A 23,629-nucleotide genomic window follows, 5' to 3' on the forward strand; every position below is an offset into this window, starting at 1 on the left:
TCCAATTGCGGTCGATAACCCGGCGCCATGATCGGTGTCTCCTCAAGTCTGGAGCGGCGACGCGGTCGGTCGTTCGTGCGCGGGGCCGGCGGCAGAATCCAGTTTCATCGCGAAGGCCAAAATCAGGGCCGCACATGCACCCTCGATGCTGACGGCGAGCGTCCAGCCTAGGACCAGGCCTTGAAGTCCATCAAGCTTCGCCCCCGCGACCACGAAGCACAGCTCCAGCAATCCGCCAAGCGCGAACCAGCGAGATGCCTTGCGCATCCTGTCGCGCAACCGCGCCAGCGTACAGGCATGAAATTTGAGCGTTGATCCCAACAGGCTGAAGCCGAGGAAGCGCAGGCTCGAACCGGCGATCTCAGGATAGACGGGATTGAAGACCGCAAGGATCTCCTGCGAATAGGTGAAGATGAAGGCGGCGCAGACCAGTGAGAAGAGCAATGACGCCGTCAGCGACAAAAGGATATCGTGCCTGGATTGTTTCGGGCTTGCTCTGACCACGGGGAACAGCACCGTGGCCATGGCTGCGGGAATCAAGGAGGCCATGGAGACCAGCATCCACAACGGCACGAAGGCGGCATTGGTGGTCGGCGACAGGAGAACCAGCACAAGGTAGGGCATGATGACGCCCGGGGCCTGTGCGGCCACATCGAGCGCGTAGTGACCGAATACCTTGCGCCGAAGCGTATGGAGCAGCCGGAAATCGGGGCGCCCAACGAGGCGACGCGCACCGCCCCGGGTCAGGAGATCAAAGCCGATCCAGGACGCCGGCAACGCGGCCACCCACGACAGAAGAATCGCGGCATTGGAGGCGTAGCCGGCAGCCGCGAGGGCGGCGATCAGCATCAGCTTGACCACGGAGAACAGCACCTGCCGGATCATCTTGCCGCTGCTCCGCAAGTGGCCGACGAGCGCCTGATCGCCCACCATGCTGAGACCAGTCAGGCCGCAGCCGAGGACGAACGCAGCGCCCACGAACCAGCCGCCGATCAGCCCGGTCGAGCTATTGAGGTGCGCCTCCTCGAAGACAAACAACAAGGCCAGGCCGACCGTCAGCGCCACCCCGACGGACGCTGCTGCGGCCACGAGGCCGCGCTCCTTGCCGGGATGCCGGACGATCTCGCCCATCAGCAAGGTCCCCAGCCCGGCCTCCCCCAGCAGACCGACGAGGCCCATCACGGACAGGAGGGCGGAGGCCTTGCCGATCACCTCCGGCGGAAACAGCCGGGCGGCGAGCCACCAATAGACAAACCCAAGACCGGCCGCTGCAATCGTTCCGATCGCCAGAGCGCCGGAATTCAGAACGAGCGCGGCGCTCTTTCGAAGCTCTCGTCGGGCGCGAATAGTGGCCGTCCCGACGAGGCCTACCGGCATGATGGCTCTCCCGAACCTTGGTGCGCCGGCACCGCGGACCTGCTGGCGGCTGGGCGCAGGACGTCCCGGTAGACCTGCTCGATCCGGGTCACGACCGCTCCGGCCTTGAGGCGCCCAACCCTGGCGAGGCTTGTCGCCTCCAGGCGGGCAAGCAAGGCGCGGTCCTCCAGAAGTGTCTGCATCGCGTGGGCCAAGGCTGACGCATCACCGGGCGGCACGAGAAGCCCCGTTTCGCCGTGATCGATCATATCGGGCATGCCGCCGACGTCGGTTGCGACGACGGCCTTGCCGGACGCCATCGCTTCCATGATGACGGTCGCACAGGGTTCCAGCCCGACCGATGGCGCCACGCCGAACAGTGAGCGCCGCCATGCGTGCATGACGGCGGAATGAGGCCACATGGTGAACACATGGACGTTCGGCGGAAACTCAGTCGGTGTATCGGCGAGCGGGCGCCCGATCAGGACCAGCGGAGGCGCGCGCTCGAGGTCGGCATAGGCTTGCAGGAGAGCGTCAATGCCCTTGAGGCGCATCATATCGCCGACGAACAGGATGAATCCATCCCCGGGTAGCTCCCGCAGGCAGGGATCTTCCGGGCCAAGCACCTCGACATCGTCGGGCACGAAATTGGTGATGACCTCGTAGGGCGCGCGGCCTTGGGTCAGGCCGTTGTGACGCGCCACCGCGTGGCTCACCGCGATGAAACGGTCCACCACACGCCGGGCGGCGAAGCTCGACCCCCAGTTGCCAAACGTGGTCACGGCTGCCTTCACGGCCCCGTAATGCCCGGCAGCGCAGGGCACGCACTTCGCCAGTGCTGGGCCACCGCAGAGATGGGTGCCCAAGTGCATGAAGTTCTTCTTGGCGCAGACAAGGCCGTAATCGTGGAGCGTAACCACGAGGCGTGCCCCACTCAGAACTTTGAGCGGCAGGAAGGACGCGTAGATCCAGTTATGGGCGTGGACGATGTCCGGCTCCTCCCGGGCGACCAGCCGCCTCAGGGCTAGCACCAGTTCGGGATCCGGGAAGGGTGGTGCGTGGCGGCGCTCGGGATCGCTGTGGAGGTCTGACAGGCGCTGGAGTGTGCCGCGCAGGCGGTGCACGCGGACCGCGCCGTCCAGCTCGGTTTCGGGCGATCCGGGATGCATAAAGGTGCCGACGCTCACGTGATGGCCCCGCTGCGCCAACGCCGCGCCGAGGTTGCGGACGTGCCGCTCCTCTCCCCCGATCACCGGAGGATAGAACTGCGACAGTAGCAGGATGCGCATGGTCGGGCTCCGTTTCAGATGTGCGGCACCAGCGTCGAAACGCTGCGATAGAGTCGGTTGTCTTCCGGCCGATAGAGCCGGGCATCTGCCTTCTGCGGGGTGGCTAAGACGGGCACCGGGATCTCCCGCGCCCAGGTCTCGCCCGGCGCGATGGTGAGCGATCGGAAGATGGCGAACGGTTGCCCGTCGAGGGTGATTTCCAGGTCGAACAGCTGAGGTTGAGTCTCGGCGCTCCTGATGCCGACGGTGATCCGGCCGGACTCGCCACTTGCCGACGGCAACAACCAGAACGCGGTGTATTTGAATTCCCGGTAGGCCGCTTCGTCCCGGACGGCCAGCGCATAGGCTCCGGTCGCCACAAGCAGCGCTAGCATGAACGCGGCCCCCTGCCAGAGCCGGACCCGCGCCGGAGCCGGCCAGGCTGGCAGATCGGGAGTGTCGCGGCGGCCGGCGGCCACCAGTGCCGCGGCGGCCGTCACGGCCCAGAACCACAGCGCCCAGCCGAGCGGCGTAAGGGAGCCCGCGGCGTTCAGGGCAAATCCCCCGGCGATGCCGGCGGCGAGGCTTGCTCCGACCGCGTAGACGAAGTGTTGCAACGCGGAGCCGGTCCTCACGCCAATGGCCCGCAGCACCGTGTGGCCCGAGACGAGGAACACCATGGGCGCGCCCAGGGCAGTACGGATGAGCAAGCTGTCGCTGACCGCAACAGCCGCCACCGCGGCCCCCGCCCACAGGCACGCGGCCAGAAGGTCCAGCTTGCTACAAATTCTCATGCAATCCTCTCACGTCATAGATGACGATCCAGCCGTTGTCGTAGATGCGGGTGACGCCCTTGATGTCATTGAACTTGAGCAGCTCTGCGCCCGAGAGCGGCGTTCCCTGCCGTTGCCACGGCTCGAAGTAGAAGCCGAGCACCGGGGGAGCCGTCGTCAGGCGTAGGTCAATCATCAGGAAATCGATGTCGCTTCGCGCCAAGGCCCAAAACTCGTCGGGCCCCAATGTCTCGGCCTCGAATATGCGCGCGGAATAGACGCCTTCGATGATCCTGACCCTCACGTCCTGCCGGCCGTAGCTCGCAAGCAGAAGGCGGTTGATGCGGTCGGAGGTGAAGCGGTTGCCGGCACCGAGCCATTCCTTGGCCCAGCGTGCCGTTTCGATCCCCATGGGCTCGATTGATGCCTGATCTGCCGCCACCCTGTAGCGCCCATGGATCGGATTAATCGTAGAGCTCGCGACGCCGCCCAGGACGATGACCGCCAGAGCGACGGCCGGTGCGATGCGGCGCCACCCGCGTGGCGTGCGGCCCTGCCAGAAGTGGACGATGCTCACCGCGACGACCAGCCCGACGGCGATGAACACGAACGTTCCCATGCGGTTGCCGATTTCCCATCCGGCGATGGTCAGTCGGAAGGCCACCGAGACTGGGAGCCCGAAAGCCAGCAAGGCGAGGAGCACGAGGCGGCTGTCGCGCCAGCGGCGTTTGAGAATGTCCCGGATCGGACGCCAACCCGACCGCGCACCACTCGGCGCTGCCATGGCCAGCGACCGAAAGAATCCCGTTGCCAGGCCGAGTGCCAACAGCAGGATCGCCAGCAAGGTGGTCAGCCGCATGTAGAGGGCCTTGTCCGGCGCTCCGGGGTACTCCGACCGTGGAGTGGGCGCGCCCAGGATCTTCCCGAGCAATGTGTCGAAGCCGGATTCGACCATCGGGCCGAGATAGCCTGTGAGAGGGATGCCACGGGCCTGCACCCAAAGGGACGGCAGGGCTATAGCCAGAAGCGCCGTGAAGCCCGCGGCGGTCCTGGCCCCAATCCGCAAGGGCCCCTGCCGGCGCAAAGCCTCGAGGGCCGCCAGCGCTCCGAAGTAGGTGGCGGTGAAAGTGGCCGAGAGGTGGTGCGTGACCGCGAGGCTCGCCAACAGCAAGGCAATCAGCCCGAGCGCCTTCAGTCTCGGTCGCCCGACGAGATCCTTGGACGCTGCTTCGACCGCGAAGGCCAGCACGCACAGCACGATGCCGAGGCTCTCGTAGGAGAACATCGACTCGAACAGGACGAAGGTTGAGCAGCCCATATAGGCCAGGCAGGCGATGGCCGAGATGCGCGGCGATCCGGTGATGCTTTCGAAGAACAGAAACAGGGCACCGATGAACGTGCCCCTGAGGACGGCCAACAATAGAGTCCCCGCCGCAAACAATGGCAAGCCCGTCAGATTGACGATCGCCGTCGTCAGGATTTCCAGGGCGGGATACGTTGGCCCGATTGGGAAAAGCGGGTTGGACAGAAATAGCCGGCGGGCCGTCATAAGATCGTCGGCTGCGATCCAGTGCAAGAACTCGTCGTGATTGATGAAGCTCGTCGGGGAATAGACCGTCTTGTAGTAGAACAGGGCTTCGGCAAGCAGAAACAGGAGGAACAAGCGCTCACCCCGGGCTACCATCGGCCAGGTGATGCGAAGGCTGGTCGGAACGACCAGGAGGACGACACCGGACCAGAAGAGCAGCGGCGCCACGTCATAGCCCCGGCGCCCGGCCGCGTGCCCGGCCACGACCAGGAGTAGAGCCGTGGCGATCGTCAGGCATAGAACCGCGATCCACCCGGAATTGGCGCGTTGCGACGGGGCATCGGCGCCGCCGTCGCGAAGGTCGGGGCCGATAACGGCCGAGACGAATCGTATCCCGGCCCGGAGCGGGTTGATCCTGGTTCCCGCGGTGAAATGAGCCGGCATCATCAGCCTCATACCCCCGTCGCAGGAGGCCACGACATCACGCCGCCGGGGGGCAAGCGGACCACGGATCGGCTGCTCAGGACATCACAATAAACGTCGCTCAGCACTTGAGCGCAGGCATCCCAGTCCGGTAGCGCCAAATCCGGGACCTCCCGATGGGCCTTTAGCTCGTCGGCCATGGCGGCGGCCAACTCTTTCGGACCGGCGTTGGGCGGAATCGCCCGGCACAGGCCCTTGGCGGCCAGCTCCCGCAGACCGGACGTGTCGCTGACAAGGACCGGACGGCGCAGCGACAGGGCTTCCATTACGGCGATCGGATGGGCTTCGTAGTCGCTGAACAGCACGAACAGCGCAGCCCTCGCCAGAAGGTCTGCCATTTTCTGCCGCTCGGATCCGGCGATACCCGCAATGGTGACCCGCTTCTCGAGGCCTAGCATCGCGACGAGGCGCCGCAACTCTCTCTCATACGGGCCTGTACCGACGACGTGCAGTCGCGCGTCTGGCACCCTGCGGATCAGTTCGGGCAAGGCCCCAATCACCCGGTGATGGCCCTTGTAGCGCTCCAGCCTGCCGCCCGAGACGATCAGGTGCGGATCGACCTTGATGCCGGGGCTCGGAGCTGGCATCGCGGCGCCGTTCGGGATAACGACAAACCGCTCCCGTGGCACGCCCATCCTCCCGCTGAAGAAGCTGGCTTCGAATTCGGAGACGCCAATCAGCCGCGCGGCCTGGGCCACCAGAGGCCGGAGCAGCGCGTGCTGCGTGCCGCGCACGGTGTTGCGCAGCCGGGAGGAATGCCCGCCGCTATGGAAGGTCAGGATGAACGGCAGGTCCCCGCGCACGGCCGCGAACAGTCCGATCGGCGCCACGAAGGTGTTGTAACCTTGGAAATGGATCAGATCCCAAGTCCCGCGCCGGATCGCGGTATAAATGCGGGGCGCAAAATAGAGGTCCAGCTCCCTCGGCCAGGCCCGCACGCGCCGGACGCGCATGCCGCGCACCTCCTCCTCAACCGGCAACTCCCCCGAGGGATCGGTGGTGAGCACGTCGACGGCGTGGCCCAGCGTTACCAAGCGGGGGCCGACTTCCTGGATGTGAGTTTCGATGCCGCCTATGAGGGGGTAGCAGCGGGCGGCAACCATCAGGATTCGCATCAGGTCTGTCCACCGACAACACAGGCTGTCGCGCTCCGCCTGCGCTGTTGGTGTATCCTCTCGCGCAGGATGGTTTTGAGGACGCGCCAGCCGTCCGGCATGGCGCGCAGATGGCTCACACCGCTGATGCGCTGAGCCTCGAAGCTCGCCACCTCTACGATATTGAGGTGGTTCTTCAAGGCCCGCACGTTGATGAGCGTCTCGATCTCGAACCCATCGCAATCGCAGTCCAGCGTGGCGACGTGTTTGGTCCAGAAGGCTATGTATCCGTAGCATAGATCGGAGTACCAACCGCCATAGAGCAGCCGCACGAAAAGGGTCAGCCCCCTGTTGCCGAACATCCGGACCAGGGACATATCGTCGGTGCCGGCGCCCTGGATAAAACGTGAACCCTTGACGAGATCCGCGCCGGCCATCAGCGCACTTACAAAGACGATCGCCTCCTCCGGGACCATGGAGCCGTCGGCGTCCAGCATGACGATGATGTCGCCTGTGGCGGCCAGGAATCCCGCTTGCAGTGCAGCGCCCTTGCCCCGACGGGGCTCCATGACAACCTTCACGTCCTCGCGCAGGCGGCGCGCGACCGCGACCGTGTCGTCGGTCGAACGACCATCCACGATAATGATCTCATGCGCCCAGTTGGGGATGCGCGGCAGAAGCCAAGGGAGGTTCTCGGCTTCATTGAGCGTCGGGACGACGAAGCTGACTCGAGGCAGAGTCAACGATCGCCGCAGCGCGAAATCGATCGGGTCAGGCGGCGATGCGGCACCGATGGGGGCGACAATGCTGGAAAGACGGGCGTTCATGGCAGCGCTTTGAGGTCGTACGATGGGACCCAGGGGGCGGGCTGGAAGCGCGCCAGGACTGCCGATAGGTATCGGGCGAGATGATGGGCCGGGTGATACGTCCGGTGCTCCGCATCGCGCGCACGCAAATGCGCGGCCAGCGACAAGCCGTGGGGGCCAGATCCAATGACCGCCACATCCACGGATGTGCTTGATCCAACCATATGCGGACTCCCGGCCATAATAAAATGAAGATGAGATGAAGATCGGTACGCTTGCAGCCCCCTAATCTTAGTTTGTTATGCGAGCATTACTGATGCATATCTTAAATGGAAGGACGATGGATGGTTAGGAAAAGACAATAGATGATTAGCTCTCTTGGGGTATCCCTTCAGGTTATTTCCAGCCCATACCACCAGCGCGGATAGCACGGCAGCGGCACCGATCATCTTCAGCAGCTGTGTTGGCAGCGTTGCCAAACCCGTTTAGACCTCTGGGGCCACCTTCAACGCCAGCGAGGACATCCATCGACCCGCGGCCGGCACTAGCTCACAAGCGACAATTTCTACTGAGCGAGCCGTCGGGGCGAAGAAATGAACGTCCAGCGCAACGCTGACATTGCCACTGGCCAGAAGCTGCGATGTGCAGGTGGGCTCGCTCCTTCACTCGGCCGTGATTTCCGAGCTTATTCTGTGCCCGAGAAGGGTCGAGCGCGCCCGGCCCTTCGCAGGCGGGGTACCTTGCGCTCGACCGCCTGGCTACGGGTAGCTAGCCGGACGAGACCGGCCAAGAGAGGGACTGCCCACGCGGTCCCGAGACCCCACGCGGTCCCGAGACCGGCGCGTCGGGTACCAGCAAACGATAGGAGGTCGTGACCTCTCGCAAACCCCGGATATGCCCGAACAGGTCGATCACCTCCAGGCCAGACCGGCGGTTGTAGGTGTGACACCCCAACGCTCCGGACCAAATGCGACCGACCGGGGTCTGGGCAAACTCCGACACGCCGAGCGCATCGATCTGGCAGAACGTCACCGCGCCGCCATAACCGCGCGCGCAGTCTTGGACCGGGCGTAGCGTGCGTCCGCCGTGTCGGATGACGGCGCCTGCGGGGCGGCTGAGCCTGGCATCGAGCAGGACGGGGTTGGCGGCATGGGGCATCCAAGACCCGGTCAGGCTCTCGGCACGGTAGAGGCTGAGGGCATCCCAGGACGTGGACCTCCACAGCCTTGGGCTGACGAAAAACCAAAAGCCGCCCGCATGGCAGAGCGGCGTGGTATCGTAGCCCTCAATGCCTTCCATGAGGCAGGCCTCCCGCGTCCACCGGTAAGGGAATTCCACTGCCCGGTAGAGGCTGACATTCCTGGCCGCCCCCGATTCGGGGATCATCCAGATCTGCCCATCCTGCTCGAACAGGAACGGGTACGAGAGGTGATGCGGTTCCTCCACGACGATCCGGGATGCGCCGGCGGTCCCGTCCCGGTTCACTGTCACGACCGCAATGCACCCCCGGTTCTTCGAGTAGAGGTACTGTTCGACAAAGATGAAATCCTGCCCCTGGTGCCGGAACGGGAACGGGTCGGCAAGATAGCTGTCGGCATTTCCGGTGAGCACCCGGAAGGTCGCTTCGCCTTTGTCGAGCAGGCTCGCCGATTCATCGAAGCGCCAGCCAATCCCCCACATCCTGCCGCCCCTCGCCAGGACGTCCAAAAGCCCGATCGCCTTCGATGCAACCGTGCCGGTCGCCCTTGCAAGGGCCGAAAATGCGCCAAGCGAAGGCACGGCCGTCCGTGAACCGGGGACACCGGACGCAGCTGAACCGGTTTCCTCGCGCAAGACTTTGAGGATCAGCAGCACAGCGCAGGAGAGGACGCTGTCGAGACTCGCTGAGAACACTCCACGGTCTACACTGGCCGGACGGGCCATCCACGGCCGCAACGGGCGCGCCGTGTCGTGCAGGTCGACGAGAAGGTCCTGATCATTCGCCACGGCCGCCATGACGCCGATCTCGCCGGGTACGCCGTTGAAGAGCGGCGTCAGCACGCGCAGCCCCGCCGGGCGCGTCTCCTCTCCGCTCAAATCGATCACCACGTCCACTTGGTCGGACGGAGGCGGCGGCAGGGACCGCAGCGCCGCCTCGACGGAGTCAGTGGCGCCGTTCCCGCGAAAGCCATAGACCAGTCGTTCGAGTTCGAGCAGCAGACGGCAGGTCAACGGCAGCGGGCGGCGACCGGCCGCCAAAGCGCAGGAGACCTCGTTGCCGGGCACTTCAGCAAGCGCTTCTGCCAGCCAGAGGTGCCACCGAAGTAGCCGCGATGGATCGAGACTCAGGCAAATGCGCATTGTTGTTCTGACCGCGGATTTCAAAAGGACGCCGGCTCACAGCTTGACGAGAACCGCCTGCGGCGATCCGCCTTACCAAGACTCCGCCGCGGGCCTGCGGGCCAGGGAGGTAGATGGAAAGCGATGGCGCGTGCCACAGCGCGAGAATACTTCCGACCTATTACTACCGCGGGGACTCGCCAATACGAGGAGCCGAACTCTTGGTTGGGAGCGATGTCTGACAGCACGGGTCTATACTCGAGCGACCGGAATCGGCCAAGCACCACTATGCCCGAACGACGCCCGGGCTGTGCGAGGTCAGAGGAGGTAATCCTTCGGGGCTGTTGCACTCGGCGCCCGGCGAGAGCCACATGCCCGGGTGATTGTCGGCTGGCAACGAGTGAAAAATAGGCTGCGCAACGCCGGACTGCGGGTGCTGGTGTGCGCGTTGCTGTCCGTTCCGGCAGTCGTGAGCGCCGCGGATGATCCGTCGGCAACGTCCTTCATCAAGACTTCCGGAACGAACTTCACCTTGGACGGCAGGCCGTTCTTCGTGACCGGCGTAAACAACCACTATCTGACCTACGGGTCGCCGGATGAGGTCACCCGCGTTCTCGATGACGCGGTGGCGATGGGCGCCAATGTGGTCCGCACCTTCCTCCAGCCGGTGATCGGGTCGCTCGACGGAAGCAAGCCTACGATCTGGGATTGGCGGCTTGAAGGCGAAGCCAGCAATCTCGCGGTCAAGGGCACGTACCTGCTCTACTGGGACCCGAGCCAAAACAGGATGGCGGTCAATGACGGCGCCGACGGCATGCAGAAGGTTGATTTCCTCATCGCCGAGGCCGGCAAGCGACGCCTGAGGCTGATCATCGCCGTCCTGGATTTCTGGGCCTTCACAGGCGGCGCCCAGCAGATGCGGGCCTGGTATGGGAGCCGGGACGCCCCAGGCGTGCAGAGCCAGTACAACACCGACCTCAGCAAAGAGAAGTCGGAGTTTTTCTTCCAGGATCCGCGCACGAAGCGCGACTACAGGACCTGGGTCAGCCACGTCGTGCAGCGAGTCAACCCGCTCACCGGGCTCGCCTACCGGGATGATCCGACCATCATGGCCTGGGAGCTAATGAACGAAGGCAATGCGCAGCCGGAGGCCTTACGATTGGCTTGGACCACCGAAATGACGGCCTACGTGAAGTCGCTCGATCCCAACCATCTCGTCACCTCAGGGCACGCTAACGTCGAGTCGAAGCTATCGGATCTGACGATCCCGACTCTCGATTTCGGGACCTGGCACGGCTACCCGCTCTACTACAAGCTCACCGTCCAGCAGTTCGACAGCTTGATCACCGAGTTCTGCCGGTTGGCAGTTCGCGCCGGAAAGCCGGTGCTTCTGGAGGAGTTCGGCTATGCCCGCTCCAATCAGAACTTTGCCCAGGCTTACGCGATGTGGCTCGACACGCTGACGCGCGAGCGCAACTGCGCCGGCTGGATGGTGTGGCGGCTGGTGTCGCGGCAGGACAGCGGACGCTATCCCGTCGACGAATATGACAAGTTCGATATTCACAACGACGGAGGTCCGCTCTGGAGCATCCTCAAAGCCGCCACGGCTCGGGCGACGCAGACACGCGAAACCAGCCCGGCCTCAGAAACCAGCCGGCAGTTGCCATGACCGAAGCCTCCGTCGTGATCTGCGCCGACACACTCGATCGCTGGGACGATTTGAACGCGGCCATCGCGTCGGTGCGCCGCCAGACCTGCCCGGCCCGCGAGATCATCCTCGTCGTCGACAACGATGAGGCGCTCTTGGAGCGCGCCCGGCGCGGGATCGAGGGTGTCGTCGTCACACCTAATACCAACGTGCGTGGACTGTGCGGCGGTCGCACGACGGGAGCCGGATTGGCGTCCGCGCCGGTCATGGCGTTTCTCGATGACGATGCGATCGCCGATGAGCGCTGGCTGGACGAGTTGCTGATGCCCTACGCCGACCCGCGCGTGCTTGGCGTCGGCGGCCGCCTCGAGCCTCTGTGGCGCAAACCTCGGCCCTCGTGGTTTCTTTATGCTGAGAACCGGCTTCCGGGTAAGCCGAATCCAGCGCGTGGAAGTCTGGCTTTTCAAAAACCAAGACCATCGCACCGTCTATCGAAGAGCTTGGGGGCAGACATTGGCAGCTCAAGTCGGGAGAATTCCTAGATGCGTATTCTGATGCTTGCGCAATCCTGTACGCCGATTGGCGTTGGCCAGCGGGGCCACGTCCGGAACCTAAGTATCGGTCTCGCCCGCCGCGGTAATGACGTTGCCGTTGCCACAACCGGTCAGCCTGGATCGAAAACCGGGCAGACCGAGGATGGCGTCACCAGCGAACGCCAGCAGGTCCCGCGCCCCCCCACGATCTCGGTGATTATCTGTGCCTACACCGAGGACAGATGGGAGCTGATGCTTCAGTCGGTGGCCTCGGTTCAGGAGCAGACCTTGCAACCCTGTGAGATCATCGTTTGCATCGACCATAATGAGACCCTGTTCCACCGTTGTGCCGCGTACTGGGCTCACTTCGCCGCATCCACCCCTCCGATACGGGTGATCCAGAACAAGTACGACGGGCACCTGGGGTCGGCCCGAAACACGGCAGCCGAGATAGCTGCCGGAGACATTCTGGCGTTCTTGGATGACGATGCAGCGGCCGACAAGGACTGGCTCGGGATTCTCACCGACCCGTATCAGGATGAGCGCATCGGGGCCGTCGGCGGTCGTCCCATACCGGTTTTCAAGGCTGGCCGCCCGGCCTGGTTCCCTGTGCAGTTCGACTGGGTGTTCGGATGCGCTTATGACGGCCTTCCGACCAGCCGAGGCCCTTTGGCTCACCTCATAGGAGCCAACATGTCGGTGCGGCGGACCCTCCTCGAGCAGGTGGGAGGGTTCCACTCCGACAATCACGACGACATGGACATGTGCCACCGCGTGGCGCATATCAAGGGCAGTGAGGCGGTCATCTACGAACCGGCGGCGACCGTCCGCCACTTTGTACCCGCCTCACGGCCGACTTGGAAGTACTTCTGGCGCCGCTGCTTCTTCGTCAACAAGGGGAAGGTCGAGGCCTTTGCCCAGATGGGCGACGCCGCCACACTGGGTGCAGAGGCCCGCTTCGTCTGGTACGCGCTGACCAAGGGCGTACCGCGGGGGATTTCGCAAGCGGCCAAGGGTGACGCCCACGGGCTGGCCCGGTCCGCGGCGATAATCGCTGGCGTGGGGCTGGCCGCGGCAGGCCACGTCGCCGGCCGGATCGAGTTGGCGCGGCGATTGCGCCGGCAGGGCCAACAGGCAACCAAGCAGATGCTGGACACAGCCGCGCAGCCGGTGGGCGAGGGAAGTAAATGCCGTCTTCGGTAATCATTGGTTCGGGTCCAGCTGCAGCCGCCGCCGTGTTGGCGCTGTCCGAGAAGCCAGACGAGAAGATAACCGTGTTCGATCCGGGCACCGTGCTGGACGCGGAGACGCAGGAGGTAATCTCCAGGCTGTCCAAGCTGCGTGTCGACGACTGGGATGAGGAGGACGTCCGCCGGGTCAGCCTGCAACCCAAGCAGGTCCAGTCCGATTCGCTGCCAGAAAAAAGAAGCTACGGATCCGATTTCCCGTTTGTCAACAAGGGCCAGCTCGACGGCGTGCACTGCGAGGGTAGAGTCAACTCAGCTGTCATCTCAAGCGCCTACGGGGGGTTTAGCAATGTCTGGGGGGCCCAGATCATGCCCTTCAGCGCCGCCACGTTCAGAAGATGGCCGTTCGACTTCTCGGACATGGAAGAGCACTACAGGACGATCCTGGGTCACATTCCTTTCGCTGGAGAGTCCGACGATCTCGAGGAGTGGTTCCCGCTCATCGGATCCCCGGACCCGCTTCCGCCCCTGGCACCGCGGACGCAGATGGTCCTGGCCAATTACGACCGGCACCGCGATCGTGTGCGCTCCACGGGAATAACCATAGGCCGCGCCCGGCTCGCCTTCTCAGCGCCCGAATGCCAGCCCTGCGGCCTATGCATGACTGGGTGCCCGCAGTCGCTGATCTTTTCGGCCTCGCACAGCTTCGATCGCTTCAGGCGCAGCGGGAGGATCGACTACCGCAGCGGGCTGCTCGCGGTGCGAGTCGACCAGGAGGGCGACACGGCCGTCGTACACGCCCGGGAGCTGTCCAGCGGCCGGATCCAGCGATTCACAGCCGACCGGGTCTTCGTGGGCTGCGGGCCAATCGGGACCACCCGGCTGATCCTGGGCTCGCTCGGATCGGACCAGCCGGTACATCTTTCGGAATCGGCTCAGTTCGTTCTTCCAATGATGTCCATGAAGCCGACCCCCGACCCACGTACAAGGCGCGAGTTCACACTCAACCAGTTCAACATGGTCATCGGCGAGGACGACGAGGGCTTCGATGTCTCACAAATTCACTTCTATCCGTTCAACCAGGCATACTACGATGCGCTGCCCGGCTTCCTCCAACATCCCGCCGCCGCCTTCGCGACGGATCGGCTCCTGAGCCGGTTGACGGTAGGCCTGGGCTACTTGCCGTCCTGGGCATCACCCAAGGTCCGGGTCACCGCCCAGATGTCCGCAGCTCCTGATGAGCTACCCCAGATCACCCTCACTTCGGAGGGCTTCAGCGAGGCCAAGGTCAAGGGCAAAGACGTGCCTCCGATGCTGCCTGACGTAATAAAGCGGATCCGCAGGGCGGCACCTTACCTTGATTTGTGGCCAGTCACACCGCAGATGTTGTGGTCGGGCGGGGCCAAGAGCTACCACTTTGGCGGCAGCTTTCCCCACGCCAGTGAGCGGAATACTGGGAGGGCGACGACAGACCGCCTCGGGCGGCTGGCGCGCTGGGACCGGATCCATCTTATCGACGGGTCGGTTTTCCCAAATGTTCCAGCTACTACCTTTACCCTGACTGTGATGGCCAATTCTCATCGCATCGCCTGCGAAGCGATGGAGCTGACGGGGTGAGGGTTTAATGCGGGTCGGTATCACCGGAGCCAACGGATATGTCGGGACTATCCTGCGTGCCGCCTTCGCCGAAGAAGGGCATGAGGTCATCGCGTTCGCCCGTTCGAACCGGGTGACCTCCGAATCTGCTGCCGCAATGGTCGGCATCGCCGAGTGGCGCCCATACGAGATCAAGCGCCCGCCATCGGGGGCCGCATTCAGCGACCTAGATGTGCTCATCCACGGTGCATGGGACCTGACTCTCGTCAGCGCCGGCGATGTGTGGGGTGTCAATGTGTCCGGCTCGCAGCAGCTCCTCCGCAATGCCGCCGACGCAGGGGTTCGCCGGGTTATTTTTATCTCCTCGATGTCCGCCTATAAGGGAACCCGACAGTTGTACGGCCAGGCGAAGCTGGCCTGCGAGCGCACCGGCAGCAGTCTGGGAGGTGTCTCCACCCGCCTCGGACTGGTGTACGGCCCCGGTTGGGGCGGGATGGCGGGCGCGCTCCGCAAGCTCACCAACCTGCCGGTCACACCTCTCATCGGGGCGCGCTCCCATCAGTTCACTGTGCATGAGGCGGACCTGGCAGCCGCCATGGTGCGTATTGCCGAGTCGGACATGCCCCTGCCGGAACCGGTAGGGCTGGCCAACCCCGAACCGGTGCCGTTCCGACGGCTCATGAAAGAGATCGCCGCGTCACAAGGCAGAACACTGCGCGCCGTCCCAGTGCCCTGGCAGCTTGTCAGTGGCGTCCTCAAGGCAGCTGAGGCCCTGCGTGTCCCCCTCCCCTTCCGATCCGACTCCATCCTTGGGCTCGTGCACCCGGCGGCAGAGGTTCCCGGTGTAGAGCGGCTCAAGCAACTCGGAATCGAGTTTCGGAGCTTCTCGCTGGACGGCGATCAACGTTGAAAGTATGCGAGATCCGCCCGGCCTTGCGGGTGACCGTAGCAGTTTGACGTTTTCCGGGGACCACTGTCAACTTTGCCTTCGTGAGCCTCCACGCACACAAAAGGTCAGTTCGCGCTGGACGAGTTTGAGTACCAGCCGAGACTACAAATTGCCACGTCGCTTCATGCTGAAGTATCAGCGCAAGAGGTCGTATGGGCATCTGCGCAAGCACCGTGGCGAGGTTCCGCGAATAGCGAATTCATGCGGTCGGCGCGATCGCAAGGAGCAAGCCGACCCGATCTCGGGAACACCCGACATTGCTGAAGATCGCCGGCGTCGAGCAAAATACGATACTGCAGCGTCTCGCCCTCGAGTCTCGCCATCTCCCTTGCTGCCACCACTTGGAGTCGGTTGTTCTGACGCCTAACACCACCTCAGCTAGTGAGGACCATCAGTGAGGCGCCGCCGAGTAAGCGCACCGACAGATCCTCTCCGGCAATAGTCCGGACAATGCGCCGTGCGGCGTTACCGAGGATGGCTGTCGTGGTTCGCCATTCGGGATGGATCAGCAGGATATCTTCCGTCCTAGTGTACTGTGCGTCAATAATCTTAAAGCCTGTGTCGCGCAGAGTCGCTAGAGCTGTTGCCTGATCAAAGTAATGCAGGTGACCGACCTCCTTGCGTTGCTTAAGGTGCTGACCGCGCAGAAGGCCGACAATACTGATATCGAGAGGAATATGAAACGCATAGTATTTTGAACGTCCTCTGAGCCTCCGAAGAAAGCCCATATAGTCATCTATATGCTCGAAAACATCGATGCACAAAAGAAGATCGTAATTTTCGTTGGTTTGCAGGAAGTCGCCGCAGTGAAATCTTAGGTTTTTTCTTTCTCGCTGCTTCGCCAAATTTATAGCATAGGGAGCGATGTCGTAGCCGGTAGCCACTGAGTCACGGAAGATATCGTGTTGAAGAAGGGCATTCAGAACGCCTCCCGTCCCGCAACCTGTGTCGACGATTTTCTGGCAACTGATTTTGTTGGCGCGCACGATCTTGGCGATGTTCGCGGCCTTAACACCGCCATCTTCGTCATGCCAAGTCGGATTGGCAGCAGCATAGTCTTTTCCGGTATAGAGATCGTTACTTGAAATCATCTCTGCCCACATCAGTGCGCTTGAGTTGCCTCTTCGAATACTTCGACCTAACAATAGCTTTGTTGCTTTGAATGAAAACAACCAGCGATCGAAATCTCTGCATGGCCCCAATGCCAGTTCCAGAAGGGGAATCCTAAGTCGCTCCAGTTGATCGAATTTCACATTTTGAGAATGAACGGATCTTAGGACGGCATTGAGGTCGCTCCAGAGTTCTAGAGTTCCTCCCTTGCCCGGGCTGCACGTTAGGGACCGCGCACCTCAGAAAGTGGGCGCAACCGGATAAAAACAAAACAAATGTAACGACACCCTCGATCCAGTCAAGCCGCCGGCTGCGAAGCTTCCGGGGGAGGCACCCTCAAGCACGCGGCCCATCTGAGGTAGCTCATAAGAAAGAACCAAACTCTTCACTCCACAGCGACGCTGCCGGTAGAATGTTGTCGCCGATCAGGGACAAGCGATGCCGCATTATCGCTGTGCGTCCTGAACGAAAACGGCCAATTCTGGGTGCGTCAATCTAGCCTGCATTGGGCTGCGCTCGATAACGGTGCCAGGTTCCATCTTCGATCATTGAAAGCGGATGATGCGGGACATCGCCGCCCCGTGCCGCCGGCGACGTCGCTCAGCAACACGTGTAGAGACTGGAGCGTAGTCAACGCCGCAACGGCGGACCTCGGCCAAGCGCATCTGCCGCGCAAACGGCACGGTCGAACATCGGGATCGGCAGCTCCAGCCATAGCTCCGACGGCTCGTCCGCCACGCAGCATCGCAAGACATCCCGGCCGTCCTTCTCGACGATCTCATATGCGAACGACCCGCTCGAACCACTGGCGCCCAAACCAGCGCAACATTTCAGCCGACGGACACGGTTTTTCGTAGGACGTCCGGAAGGCTGTTTCGGTGCGGCCGTTCGACACACCCCTACATTAGAAGGTGTTAATAAGTTTTCGCCCAGCCTCATTCTCGCCGCATATGGCAGGTTGGGTTACGTACATCGTCCTCGAGTGATCAACTCACGTAGATACAAGACGGTGCGTGAGTAAGCCAGAAAGCGGAAATACCAGCGCTTGACTTAGGGGTGTGGGCGTAATGAAAACAAAAAACAGGAACGACTAAGGATTCTACTGTGATTATACTAAACTGCAAGCCCGGCGATACTTCTGCCGGAACAGCTGCGCTCGACTTTTGTCCGGCTACGGCTCGATCCGTTGACCCCCTTGCGCCCGTCTGCAGCGACACCGTTTATGGTTTCGAGGACGAGGGCCTGATGAGCATTCCCGTCGACAAAACTCACCTTCTATGGCGAGTTCAACGTTAAGTTCGCTCGACAATAATGTCTGGGCGAGGACTTCCAAATCTCCGCTACTTTGAAATCCGTTCGCGGTGCCGAACTGCGAGCATGCGATATGTCGTGCGCCTTGGCGATGCGCGGCTGTTTTCAACGCCACAGAGGATCACTGAATGACTCTTTCCGCACCCGCAGGCTTTGCCTCTAGCGATCTCGTCTTCGAGGAAACCTTCTCCGGTACGGCGCTCGACAGCGACTGGAATACCTACATCACCAGCAATGCCGCCAACGGCTGGCCATGGAATAGCAATGGATCAGGAGGAAGCAACGCAGGCTCGCAGTATTATGCCGACTACGATGTGCCGAGCCAAGTGTCCGTGACCAACGGGCAGTTGGATCTCACGGCGATCAAGCAGCCCATCAGCGGCATAAATCAGGGGACGACACAGACATACCCGGTCACGTCCGGCGCGGTCAGCAGCTACGGCAACTTCGAATTCAATGGCGGCTATCTTCAGATCAGCATGAAGGCGCCGAGCGGCGATGGCGCATGGCCGGCCCTCTGGATGTTGCCCGGCGAAGGCGCCGGCAGCAGCGGCGACAATTTCGAGATCGATATACAGGAGGGTGGATTTACCGGTTCGGGGCCGGCAGACCAGATGTTCTCCTGGCACCTCCACTCGCCGTCAGGGTGGGTCGGCAACAGCATCGATACCGGCACCGACCTCACGGCCGGCTTCCACACGTATGGGATCAACTGGGTGCCCGGTGAATCGATCACCTGGTATCTCGATGGGCACCAGATGGCGCAAGTGACCAGCGCACAGGCCCCGATCCCGGATGAACCGATGGAATTGATCATGAATAATGGGGTCGCGAATTCGAACGCGGCCGGATGGCATACGACTCTCGATAGCTCGACCCCTTCGTCGATGCAGATGCAGATCGACGAGGTGCAGCTCTATCAAAAGGCAGGTAGCGGCGACACTGTAACGGGCGCGAACGTCACTCCCCCGACCACTGGCTCGACCGAGACTGGGACTGGGACCGAGACTGGGTCTGGGACTGTCCCTCCTTCCGGCGGCACCGGCGATGGCACCTTGTACGGCACCAGCGGCGCCGATGTACTTCAGGGAACTGGTGCCGACACGATGACAGGCTACCTCGGCAACGACGAATACTATGTCGACAACGCGGGCGACAAGGTGGTCGAGGCCTCTGGCCAAGGTCAAGACAGGGTGTGGGCCTCTGTGAGCTATGCGCTCTCAGCCGGCTCGTCGGTTGAAGTCCTTGGCACCACGAGGGACGCCGGCACCACGGCAATCAACCTGACCGGCAACGAGTTGGCCCAAACCATCCAGGGCAATGCCGGCGCCAACGTCATCAACGGCGGCGGCGGTGCCGATAAGTTGAGCGGCTTTGGCGGCAACGATGCGTTCGTTTTCAAAACCGCTCTTGGAGCCGGCAATATTGATAGGGTCACCGACTTCAACAAGTCCCAGGACAAAGTCCACCTCGACGACGCGATTTTTGCCGGGCTTAAGTTGGGAGGGCTTTCATCGGACGCTTTCTTTACCGGCAAGGCCGCGCATGATAGCTCTGACCACATCATCTACAACAGTTCGACTGGGGCGCTCTCGTTCGACAGCGACGGGATCGGCGGCGCAGCTCAAACACAGTTCGCCACCCTTTCTCCAGCTCTGTCGCTTACGGCAGGCGCATTCTTTGTGACCTGAAGGACCTACACGGGGAAACAACATCCCGCGAGGGTTCGCCGTGGCCAAACAAGGACTGGATAAGCAACACCTCAAAGCCATGATCCCGAACCGTAGGTCAGGGTAGCAAAAAGCGGGAGCCCGGTCTTCGGAGGAGATCATGCTCAAATAAAAGAGATGGAGTTCCATCCCGATGCAGGGATGGAACAGGCTCTAGTTGTGAGCTTTCTGTAGGTTGTCCATTCGGACCGAACCGAGGAGACTGGAGTTACCAAGCTTCAGCACTCACCGGACGGTCCGAATGAACATCCACAAGAATGCCCCTCTGACGTATGGTGTGTCGAAGCGAGCTGGCCTGCCGCGGCTGGGCGCGTGCTGGTCGATGGCGTCGATCCGGCGTCACCCCGCACATCTTCCGCCACACGGCCGCGACCCCGGCTGATGCAGCAAGGCTCGGACCCTTGGGCGGCCGCCGGCTTCCTCGGCATGACCGTCGAGATGCTGATCCAGACCTATAGCCACCATCACCCCGACTTCCAGGCGGATGCCGCCGAAGCGATCGTCTCCAAGGCGCGCTCGCGAAATCTACCGAAAAACGTCGTCCGAATGCCCGGGGCACAGAAGGCGAACGCTCCCGTCACTCCTCACATCCCCACAGATAAGCCGGAAACAAAGGTGAACAGGAGCCGCCGGCCGTGATGAGGAATGCCGGAAATCCGGGCTTTTGCTGGCCGACACGCTCGTTCGGGACGATGGGGTCGCAGGTTCAAATCCTGCCACTCCGACCAGAAAAAACAAATACTTAGCGTTTTCCCGAGATTCGCTCGCCACTGGCCGGCGGACTGACCAATGTTCCGCAGCTGGCGTGACGGATTCTTCCCGCGGCGGATCGCGTCGGCCCAACCGTCTTCAGTCCTTAAATTGCTAATGCGCCATAAGGATCGGCATCGGCGGATCTTCAAGCATCGAGATGGTGACGCCGCCGAAGATGCGCTCGCGCAACCGGGAATGACCATAGGCGCCCATCACCATCAGGTCGGCGGCGATGTCGACCGCGTGCCTGCGAAGCACGTCGACGACTGAATGGTTCAAGCTGGGCAGCCGGTCGACCGTGACATTCACGCCGTGCCGCGCGAGATAGGCAGCGGCGTCGGCTCCAGGTTCCGCCCCATGGTGGTATTCGTCCTCCACCGGATCGACCATGACGAGGTGCACCTCATCGGCGCCTGCCAGCATGTCGAGGGATTCGCGGACGGCACGCGATGATTCCAGACGGGCGTCCCAGGCGACCAGCACGCGTTTCGGCTTCAGTGTCGGCCGCGATCCCTGGGGGATGAGCAGCAAAGGCTTTCCCGACGAAAACAATGCGCCTTCGATCGTTTTGCTCTTCAGCGTTTCGTTGGCAAGCAACTCCGGTCCAAAAACCGTGATGTCGGCATAGCGGGCACGACGGCCGATGGTGTCGTCGGCCCAGCCGGCTTCCGGATATTCGCTGGAGACATCGGCCAAAGGCGCCCTGCCGGCGAGAAAAGCCGATACGGCAGTAGCTCGCTTCTTCAACAGATTCTCGTCGGACTGACGCGCCTCGAGCCAGGCTTCTGAAACCACCGCGGCATACTCTCCGACTGGTGGCGGCGCAGCAATGGCAACGACGAGAACAGCAAGATGCGCGCCGATTTCGTTGCACAGGTCGGCGGCGAGTTTGAGATCGTTGTCTCCCGTGTTCGGCCCGGTAACGGTAAGTATCGTCCTGAAAGCCATGGCGGCTGCTCCCGATTTTGCGTCAAAGTCCAATCGTCGTAATAGCGAGACAGCTCGGTGCGTTCCTTGCGCTGAGTGAAGAACGTCGCCGCGCATCATTCGATCCTTATTAACGCGCCCACGTGTGCCGGAACATGCGATCGGCGCCGGGAGAGTCGCACTAGGGAACGCATCCGTGACTTGGCTGGTTATACCCAGACGCTGCGGCAGCAAGGCCCCGATGGCGCGGAATTTCAGCGAACACACTCGTCGGATTCCAAAGGTTCGATACAAACAAAGAGGCATGCGATGATCGTCGAGGATCAGGAATCCGTGGCCGCGATTTTGATGGACCCTGCCACATATGGCGAGACCGGGCCGGTCGAAGCGATCGAAACCCACATCTCGCGCATCTTCCTGGTTGGCCAGCGCGCCTACAAGATCAAGCGAGCCGTGAAGCTGCCCTATGTCGACTTCTCGACCCCGGTGCTGCGGCTCGCCACTTGCGAGAAAGAGGTGGAACTCAACTCCAAGACCGCGCCCGGCCTCTATCTGGGTGTGCGGCGCATCACGCGAGAGACCGACGGCAAGCTCGCCTTCGACGGAGGCGGCAAACTGGTCGATGCGGCGATCGAGATGGTCCGCTTCGATCAGTCGAAGCTGCTCGATCGAATGGCAGTCGGTGGCGAGTTGACGCCTGCGCTGATGACAGCGGTCGCGCGTATGATCGTGCGCTATCATCGCGAGGCGCCGGAGGTCCACAAGGGCAGCGGATCCTCGAACCTGGCAGGCGTGCTCGCCATAAACGAAGCCGGCTTTGCCACCGGCAATGTTTTCGAACAAGCCGAGATCAAGACATTTACCGGGATTTTCCGCACCGCCCTCGCCCGTCATTGCGAACTGCTCGACCGGCGGGAATCCGCAGGCAAGATCCGGCGATGCCATGGCGATTTGCATCTGCGCAACATCTGTCTCTTCGATGGAGAGCCCCGCCTCTTCGATTGCATCGAATTCAACGACCAGATCGCCAGCATCGATGTGCTCTACGACCTGGCCTTCCTGCTGATGGACCTTTGGCATCGCGGCTTTCCGGAACTCGCCAACCTGGTGGTGAACCGCTATCTCGACGAAGCAGACGACGAGGACGGCTTCATTCTCTTGCCGTTCTTCATGGCGGTGCGGGCTGCCGTGCGCGCGCATGTCACCGCAACCCAGATCGAGGAAGGCGGTGCCGATTCCGGCGGGCTGATTGCCGAAGCCAGATCTTATTTCGAGCTTGCCCGAACACTTCTCCAGGCAAGGCCTCCTCGGCTGATCGCGATCGGCGGCTTGAGTGGTTCCGGCAAGACGGCCGTTGCCGAAGCACTCGCCGCACATGTCGGCGCGCCGCCCGGCGCGCGCATTATCGAGAGCGACCGCATCCGCAAAGCCATGCATGGGGTGCCAGTCGAGACGAAACTGCCGGACAGGGCCTATCGACCGGAAGTGTCCGACCGCGTCTACCGCGAAATGGCATGGCGCGCCGACTTGATCCTTTCCGAAGGCGGTTCGGTGGTCGCCGATGCCGTCTTTGACAGGCCGGCCGATCACGACCGCATCGAGAAGGCGGCAAGTGATAGAGGCGTCACTTTCGCCGGATTCTGGCTGGAGGCGGATCCGCTCGTTCTTTGGCAGCGGGTGAGCGAACGCAGGGGCGGTCCTTCCGACGCCACCGTCGACATCTTGTCGCGGCAATTGCAGCGAAATGCCACCCCGCCCGCCTGGCGCAAGGTCGACGCCGATCGAAAGCTCGCCGACATCGCCGCAGAGTTGGCGAGTGTTTCGGACGCGGCAGCTTTTGCGCAGCGTGCTTCACTCAAGACGGCATCCTGACGGCGGCGATCGACTTCAGCAGGTGAATGGCCATGGCGCAGGAAAATCTGGTGGTTTGCGGCAAATGCGGCGGGGTCAATCGCCTGCCGCCGGCACGCAATGCCAGGGACGCGAAATGCGGAAAGTGCGGCTCCAAGCTGTTCTCGGGTCACCCGGCAGACGTCGATGCACCGACTTTCGATCGCCAGGTCACGCGAAGCAGCCTCCCCGTCGTCGTCGACATCTGGGCACCGTGGTGCGGCCCCTGCAAGATGATGGCGCCGGCATATGAAGCGGCAGCAAACGAACTGGAGCCGCATGTTCGCCTGATCAAGCTCAATTCCGACAATGAGCAGGCGGTTGCAACCAGGCTCGGCATTCGCAGCATCCCGACCATGATCCTCTTC

At 62.5% G+C, this 23,629-nt stretch carries 18 protein-coding genes; 9 read left to right on the top strand and 9 right to left on the bottom strand.

Going from position 1 to position 23,629, the window contains the following annotated elements; translation table 11 throughout:
* Positions 1-42: 42 nt before the first annotated feature.
* The 7 genes from EOC93_RS05815 to EOC93_RS05845 all read right to left on the bottom strand — a co-directional run bounded on the left by EOC93_RS05815 (position 43) and on the right by EOC93_RS05845 (position 9,648).
* A complete protein-coding gene (locus EOC93_RS05815) occupies positions 43-1,377 on the bottom strand; it encodes a hypothetical protein (RefSeq protein ID WP_095486501.1) in 1,335 nt (444 codons plus the stop codon).
* On the bottom strand, positions 1,368-2,645 hold the full coding sequence (locus EOC93_RS05820; RefSeq protein WP_127204103.1) for a glycosyltransferase family 4 protein: 1,278 nt from the start codon (positions 2,643-2,645) through the stop codon (positions 1,368-1,370). Before EOC93_RS05820 ends, EOC93_RS05815 begins: the two co-directional genes overlap by 10 nt.
* Before the next feature lie 14 nt (positions 2,646-2,659).
* The gene (locus EOC93_RS05825; protein WP_126102956.1) at positions 2,660-3,418 is read right to left on the bottom strand and encodes a hypothetical protein; all 759 of its coding nucleotides are present in this window, start codon (positions 3,416-3,418) and stop codon (positions 2,660-2,662) included.
* Positions 3,405-5,372, bottom strand: coding sequence for a hypothetical protein (locus EOC93_RS05830; protein ID WP_126102957.1), 1,968 nt, complete (start codon positions 5,370-5,372; stop codon positions 3,405-3,407). Before EOC93_RS05830 ends, EOC93_RS05825 begins: the two co-directional genes overlap by 14 nt.
* A gap of 5 nt (positions 5,373-5,377) precedes the next feature.
* A complete protein-coding gene (locus tag EOC93_RS05835) occupies positions 5,378-6,523 on the bottom strand; it encodes a glycosyltransferase family 4 protein (protein ID WP_095486497.1) in 1,146 nt (381 codons plus the stop codon).
* Positions 6,523-7,329, bottom strand: coding sequence for a glycosyltransferase family 2 protein (locus EOC93_RS05840; RefSeq protein ID WP_095486496.1), 807 nt, complete (start codon positions 7,327-7,329; stop codon positions 6,523-6,525). The genes EOC93_RS05835 and EOC93_RS05840 overlap by 1 nt, the downstream gene beginning before the upstream one ends.
* A gap of 747 nt (positions 7,330-8,076) precedes the next feature.
* On the bottom strand, positions 8,077-9,648 hold the full coding sequence (locus EOC93_RS05845) for a hypothetical protein (protein ID WP_095486495.1): 1,572 nt from the start codon (positions 9,646-9,648) through the stop codon (positions 8,077-8,079).
* A gap of 358 nt (positions 9,649-10,006) precedes the next feature.
* On the opposite strand from EOC93_RS05845, the gene EOC93_RS05850 reads away from it, so the two are divergent.
* From EOC93_RS05850 to EOC93_RS05870, 5 genes are read left to right on the top strand one after another with little or no spacing between them, the layout of a single operon-like run.
* Positions 10,007-11,296, top strand: a complete 1,290-nt coding sequence (locus tag EOC93_RS05850) for a cellulase family glycosylhydrolase (protein WP_245329930.1) — start codon at positions 10,007-10,009, stop codon at positions 11,294-11,296.
* Positions 11,293-11,817, top strand: coding sequence for a glycosyltransferase family 2 protein (locus EOC93_RS05855; RefSeq protein WP_095486493.1), 525 nt, complete (start codon positions 11,293-11,295; stop codon positions 11,815-11,817). The genes EOC93_RS05850 and EOC93_RS05855 overlap by 4 nt, the downstream gene beginning before the upstream one ends.
* Entirely contained in the window at positions 11,818-13,011 is a 1,194-nt protein-coding gene (locus tag EOC93_RS05860) for a glycosyltransferase family 2 protein (protein WP_206072975.1), read from the top strand.
* On the top strand, positions 12,996-14,612 hold the full coding sequence (locus EOC93_RS05865) for a GMC family oxidoreductase (RefSeq protein ID WP_127204104.1): 1,617 nt from the start codon (positions 12,996-12,998) through the stop codon (positions 14,610-14,612). The genes EOC93_RS05860 and EOC93_RS05865 overlap by 16 nt, the downstream gene beginning before the upstream one ends.
* 7 nt (positions 14,613-14,619) lie before the next feature.
* The gene (locus tag EOC93_RS05870) at positions 14,620-15,501 is read left to right on the top strand and encodes an NAD-dependent epimerase/dehydratase family protein (protein WP_095486491.1); all 882 of its coding nucleotides are present in this window, start codon (positions 14,620-14,622) and stop codon (positions 15,499-15,501) included.
* A 413-nt stretch (positions 15,502-15,914) separates the two neighbouring features.
* Here the strand turns inward: EOC93_RS05870 and EOC93_RS05875 are convergent, their stop codons facing one another.
* Positions 15,915-16,643, bottom strand: a complete 729-nt coding sequence (locus EOC93_RS05875) for a class I SAM-dependent methyltransferase (protein WP_095486490.1) — start codon at positions 16,641-16,643, stop codon at positions 15,915-15,917.
* Positions 16,644-18,089: 1,446 nt separating this feature from the next.
* Between EOC93_RS05875 and EOC93_RS05880 the strand changes: the two genes are divergently transcribed.
* Positions 18,090-19,652: a family 16 glycosylhydrolase gene (locus EOC93_RS05880; protein ID WP_127204105.1), complete on the top strand. Its 1,563-nt coding sequence runs from the start codon at positions 18,090-18,092 to the stop codon at positions 19,650-19,652.
* A 351-nt stretch (positions 19,653-20,003) separates the two neighbouring features.
* Positions 20,004-20,330, top strand: coding sequence for a hypothetical protein (locus tag EOC93_RS05885; protein WP_127204106.1), 327 nt, complete (start codon positions 20,004-20,006; stop codon positions 20,328-20,330).
* A gap of 225 nt (positions 20,331-20,555) precedes the next feature.
* Here the strand turns inward: EOC93_RS05885 and EOC93_RS05890 are convergent, their stop codons facing one another.
* Positions 20,556-21,392 carry a universal stress protein gene (locus EOC93_RS05890; RefSeq protein ID WP_126102964.1) on the bottom strand — a complete coding sequence of 279 codons (837 nt, stop codon included), beginning with the start codon at positions 21,390-21,392 and terminating at the stop codon, positions 20,556-20,558.
* Between the two features lie 327 nt (positions 21,393-21,719).
* Between EOC93_RS05890 and EOC93_RS05895 the strand changes: the two genes are divergently transcribed.
* Positions 21,720-23,243, top strand: a complete 1,524-nt coding sequence (locus tag EOC93_RS05895) for a bifunctional aminoglycoside phosphotransferase/ATP-binding protein (RefSeq protein WP_245461378.1) — start codon at positions 21,720-21,722, stop codon at positions 23,241-23,243.
* Positions 23,244-23,275: 32 nt separating this feature from the next.
* On the top strand, positions 23,276-23,629 hold a 354-nt coding region (trxC, locus tag EOC93_RS05900), incomplete at its 3' end, for a thioredoxin TrxC (protein ID WP_127204108.1).

The organism is Mesorhizobium sp. M6A.T.Ce.TU.002.03.1.1 (assembly GCF_003997275.1).
Classification (GTDB): Bacteria; Pseudomonadota; Alphaproteobacteria; order Rhizobiales; family Rhizobiaceae; genus Mesorhizobium; species Mesorhizobium mediterraneum.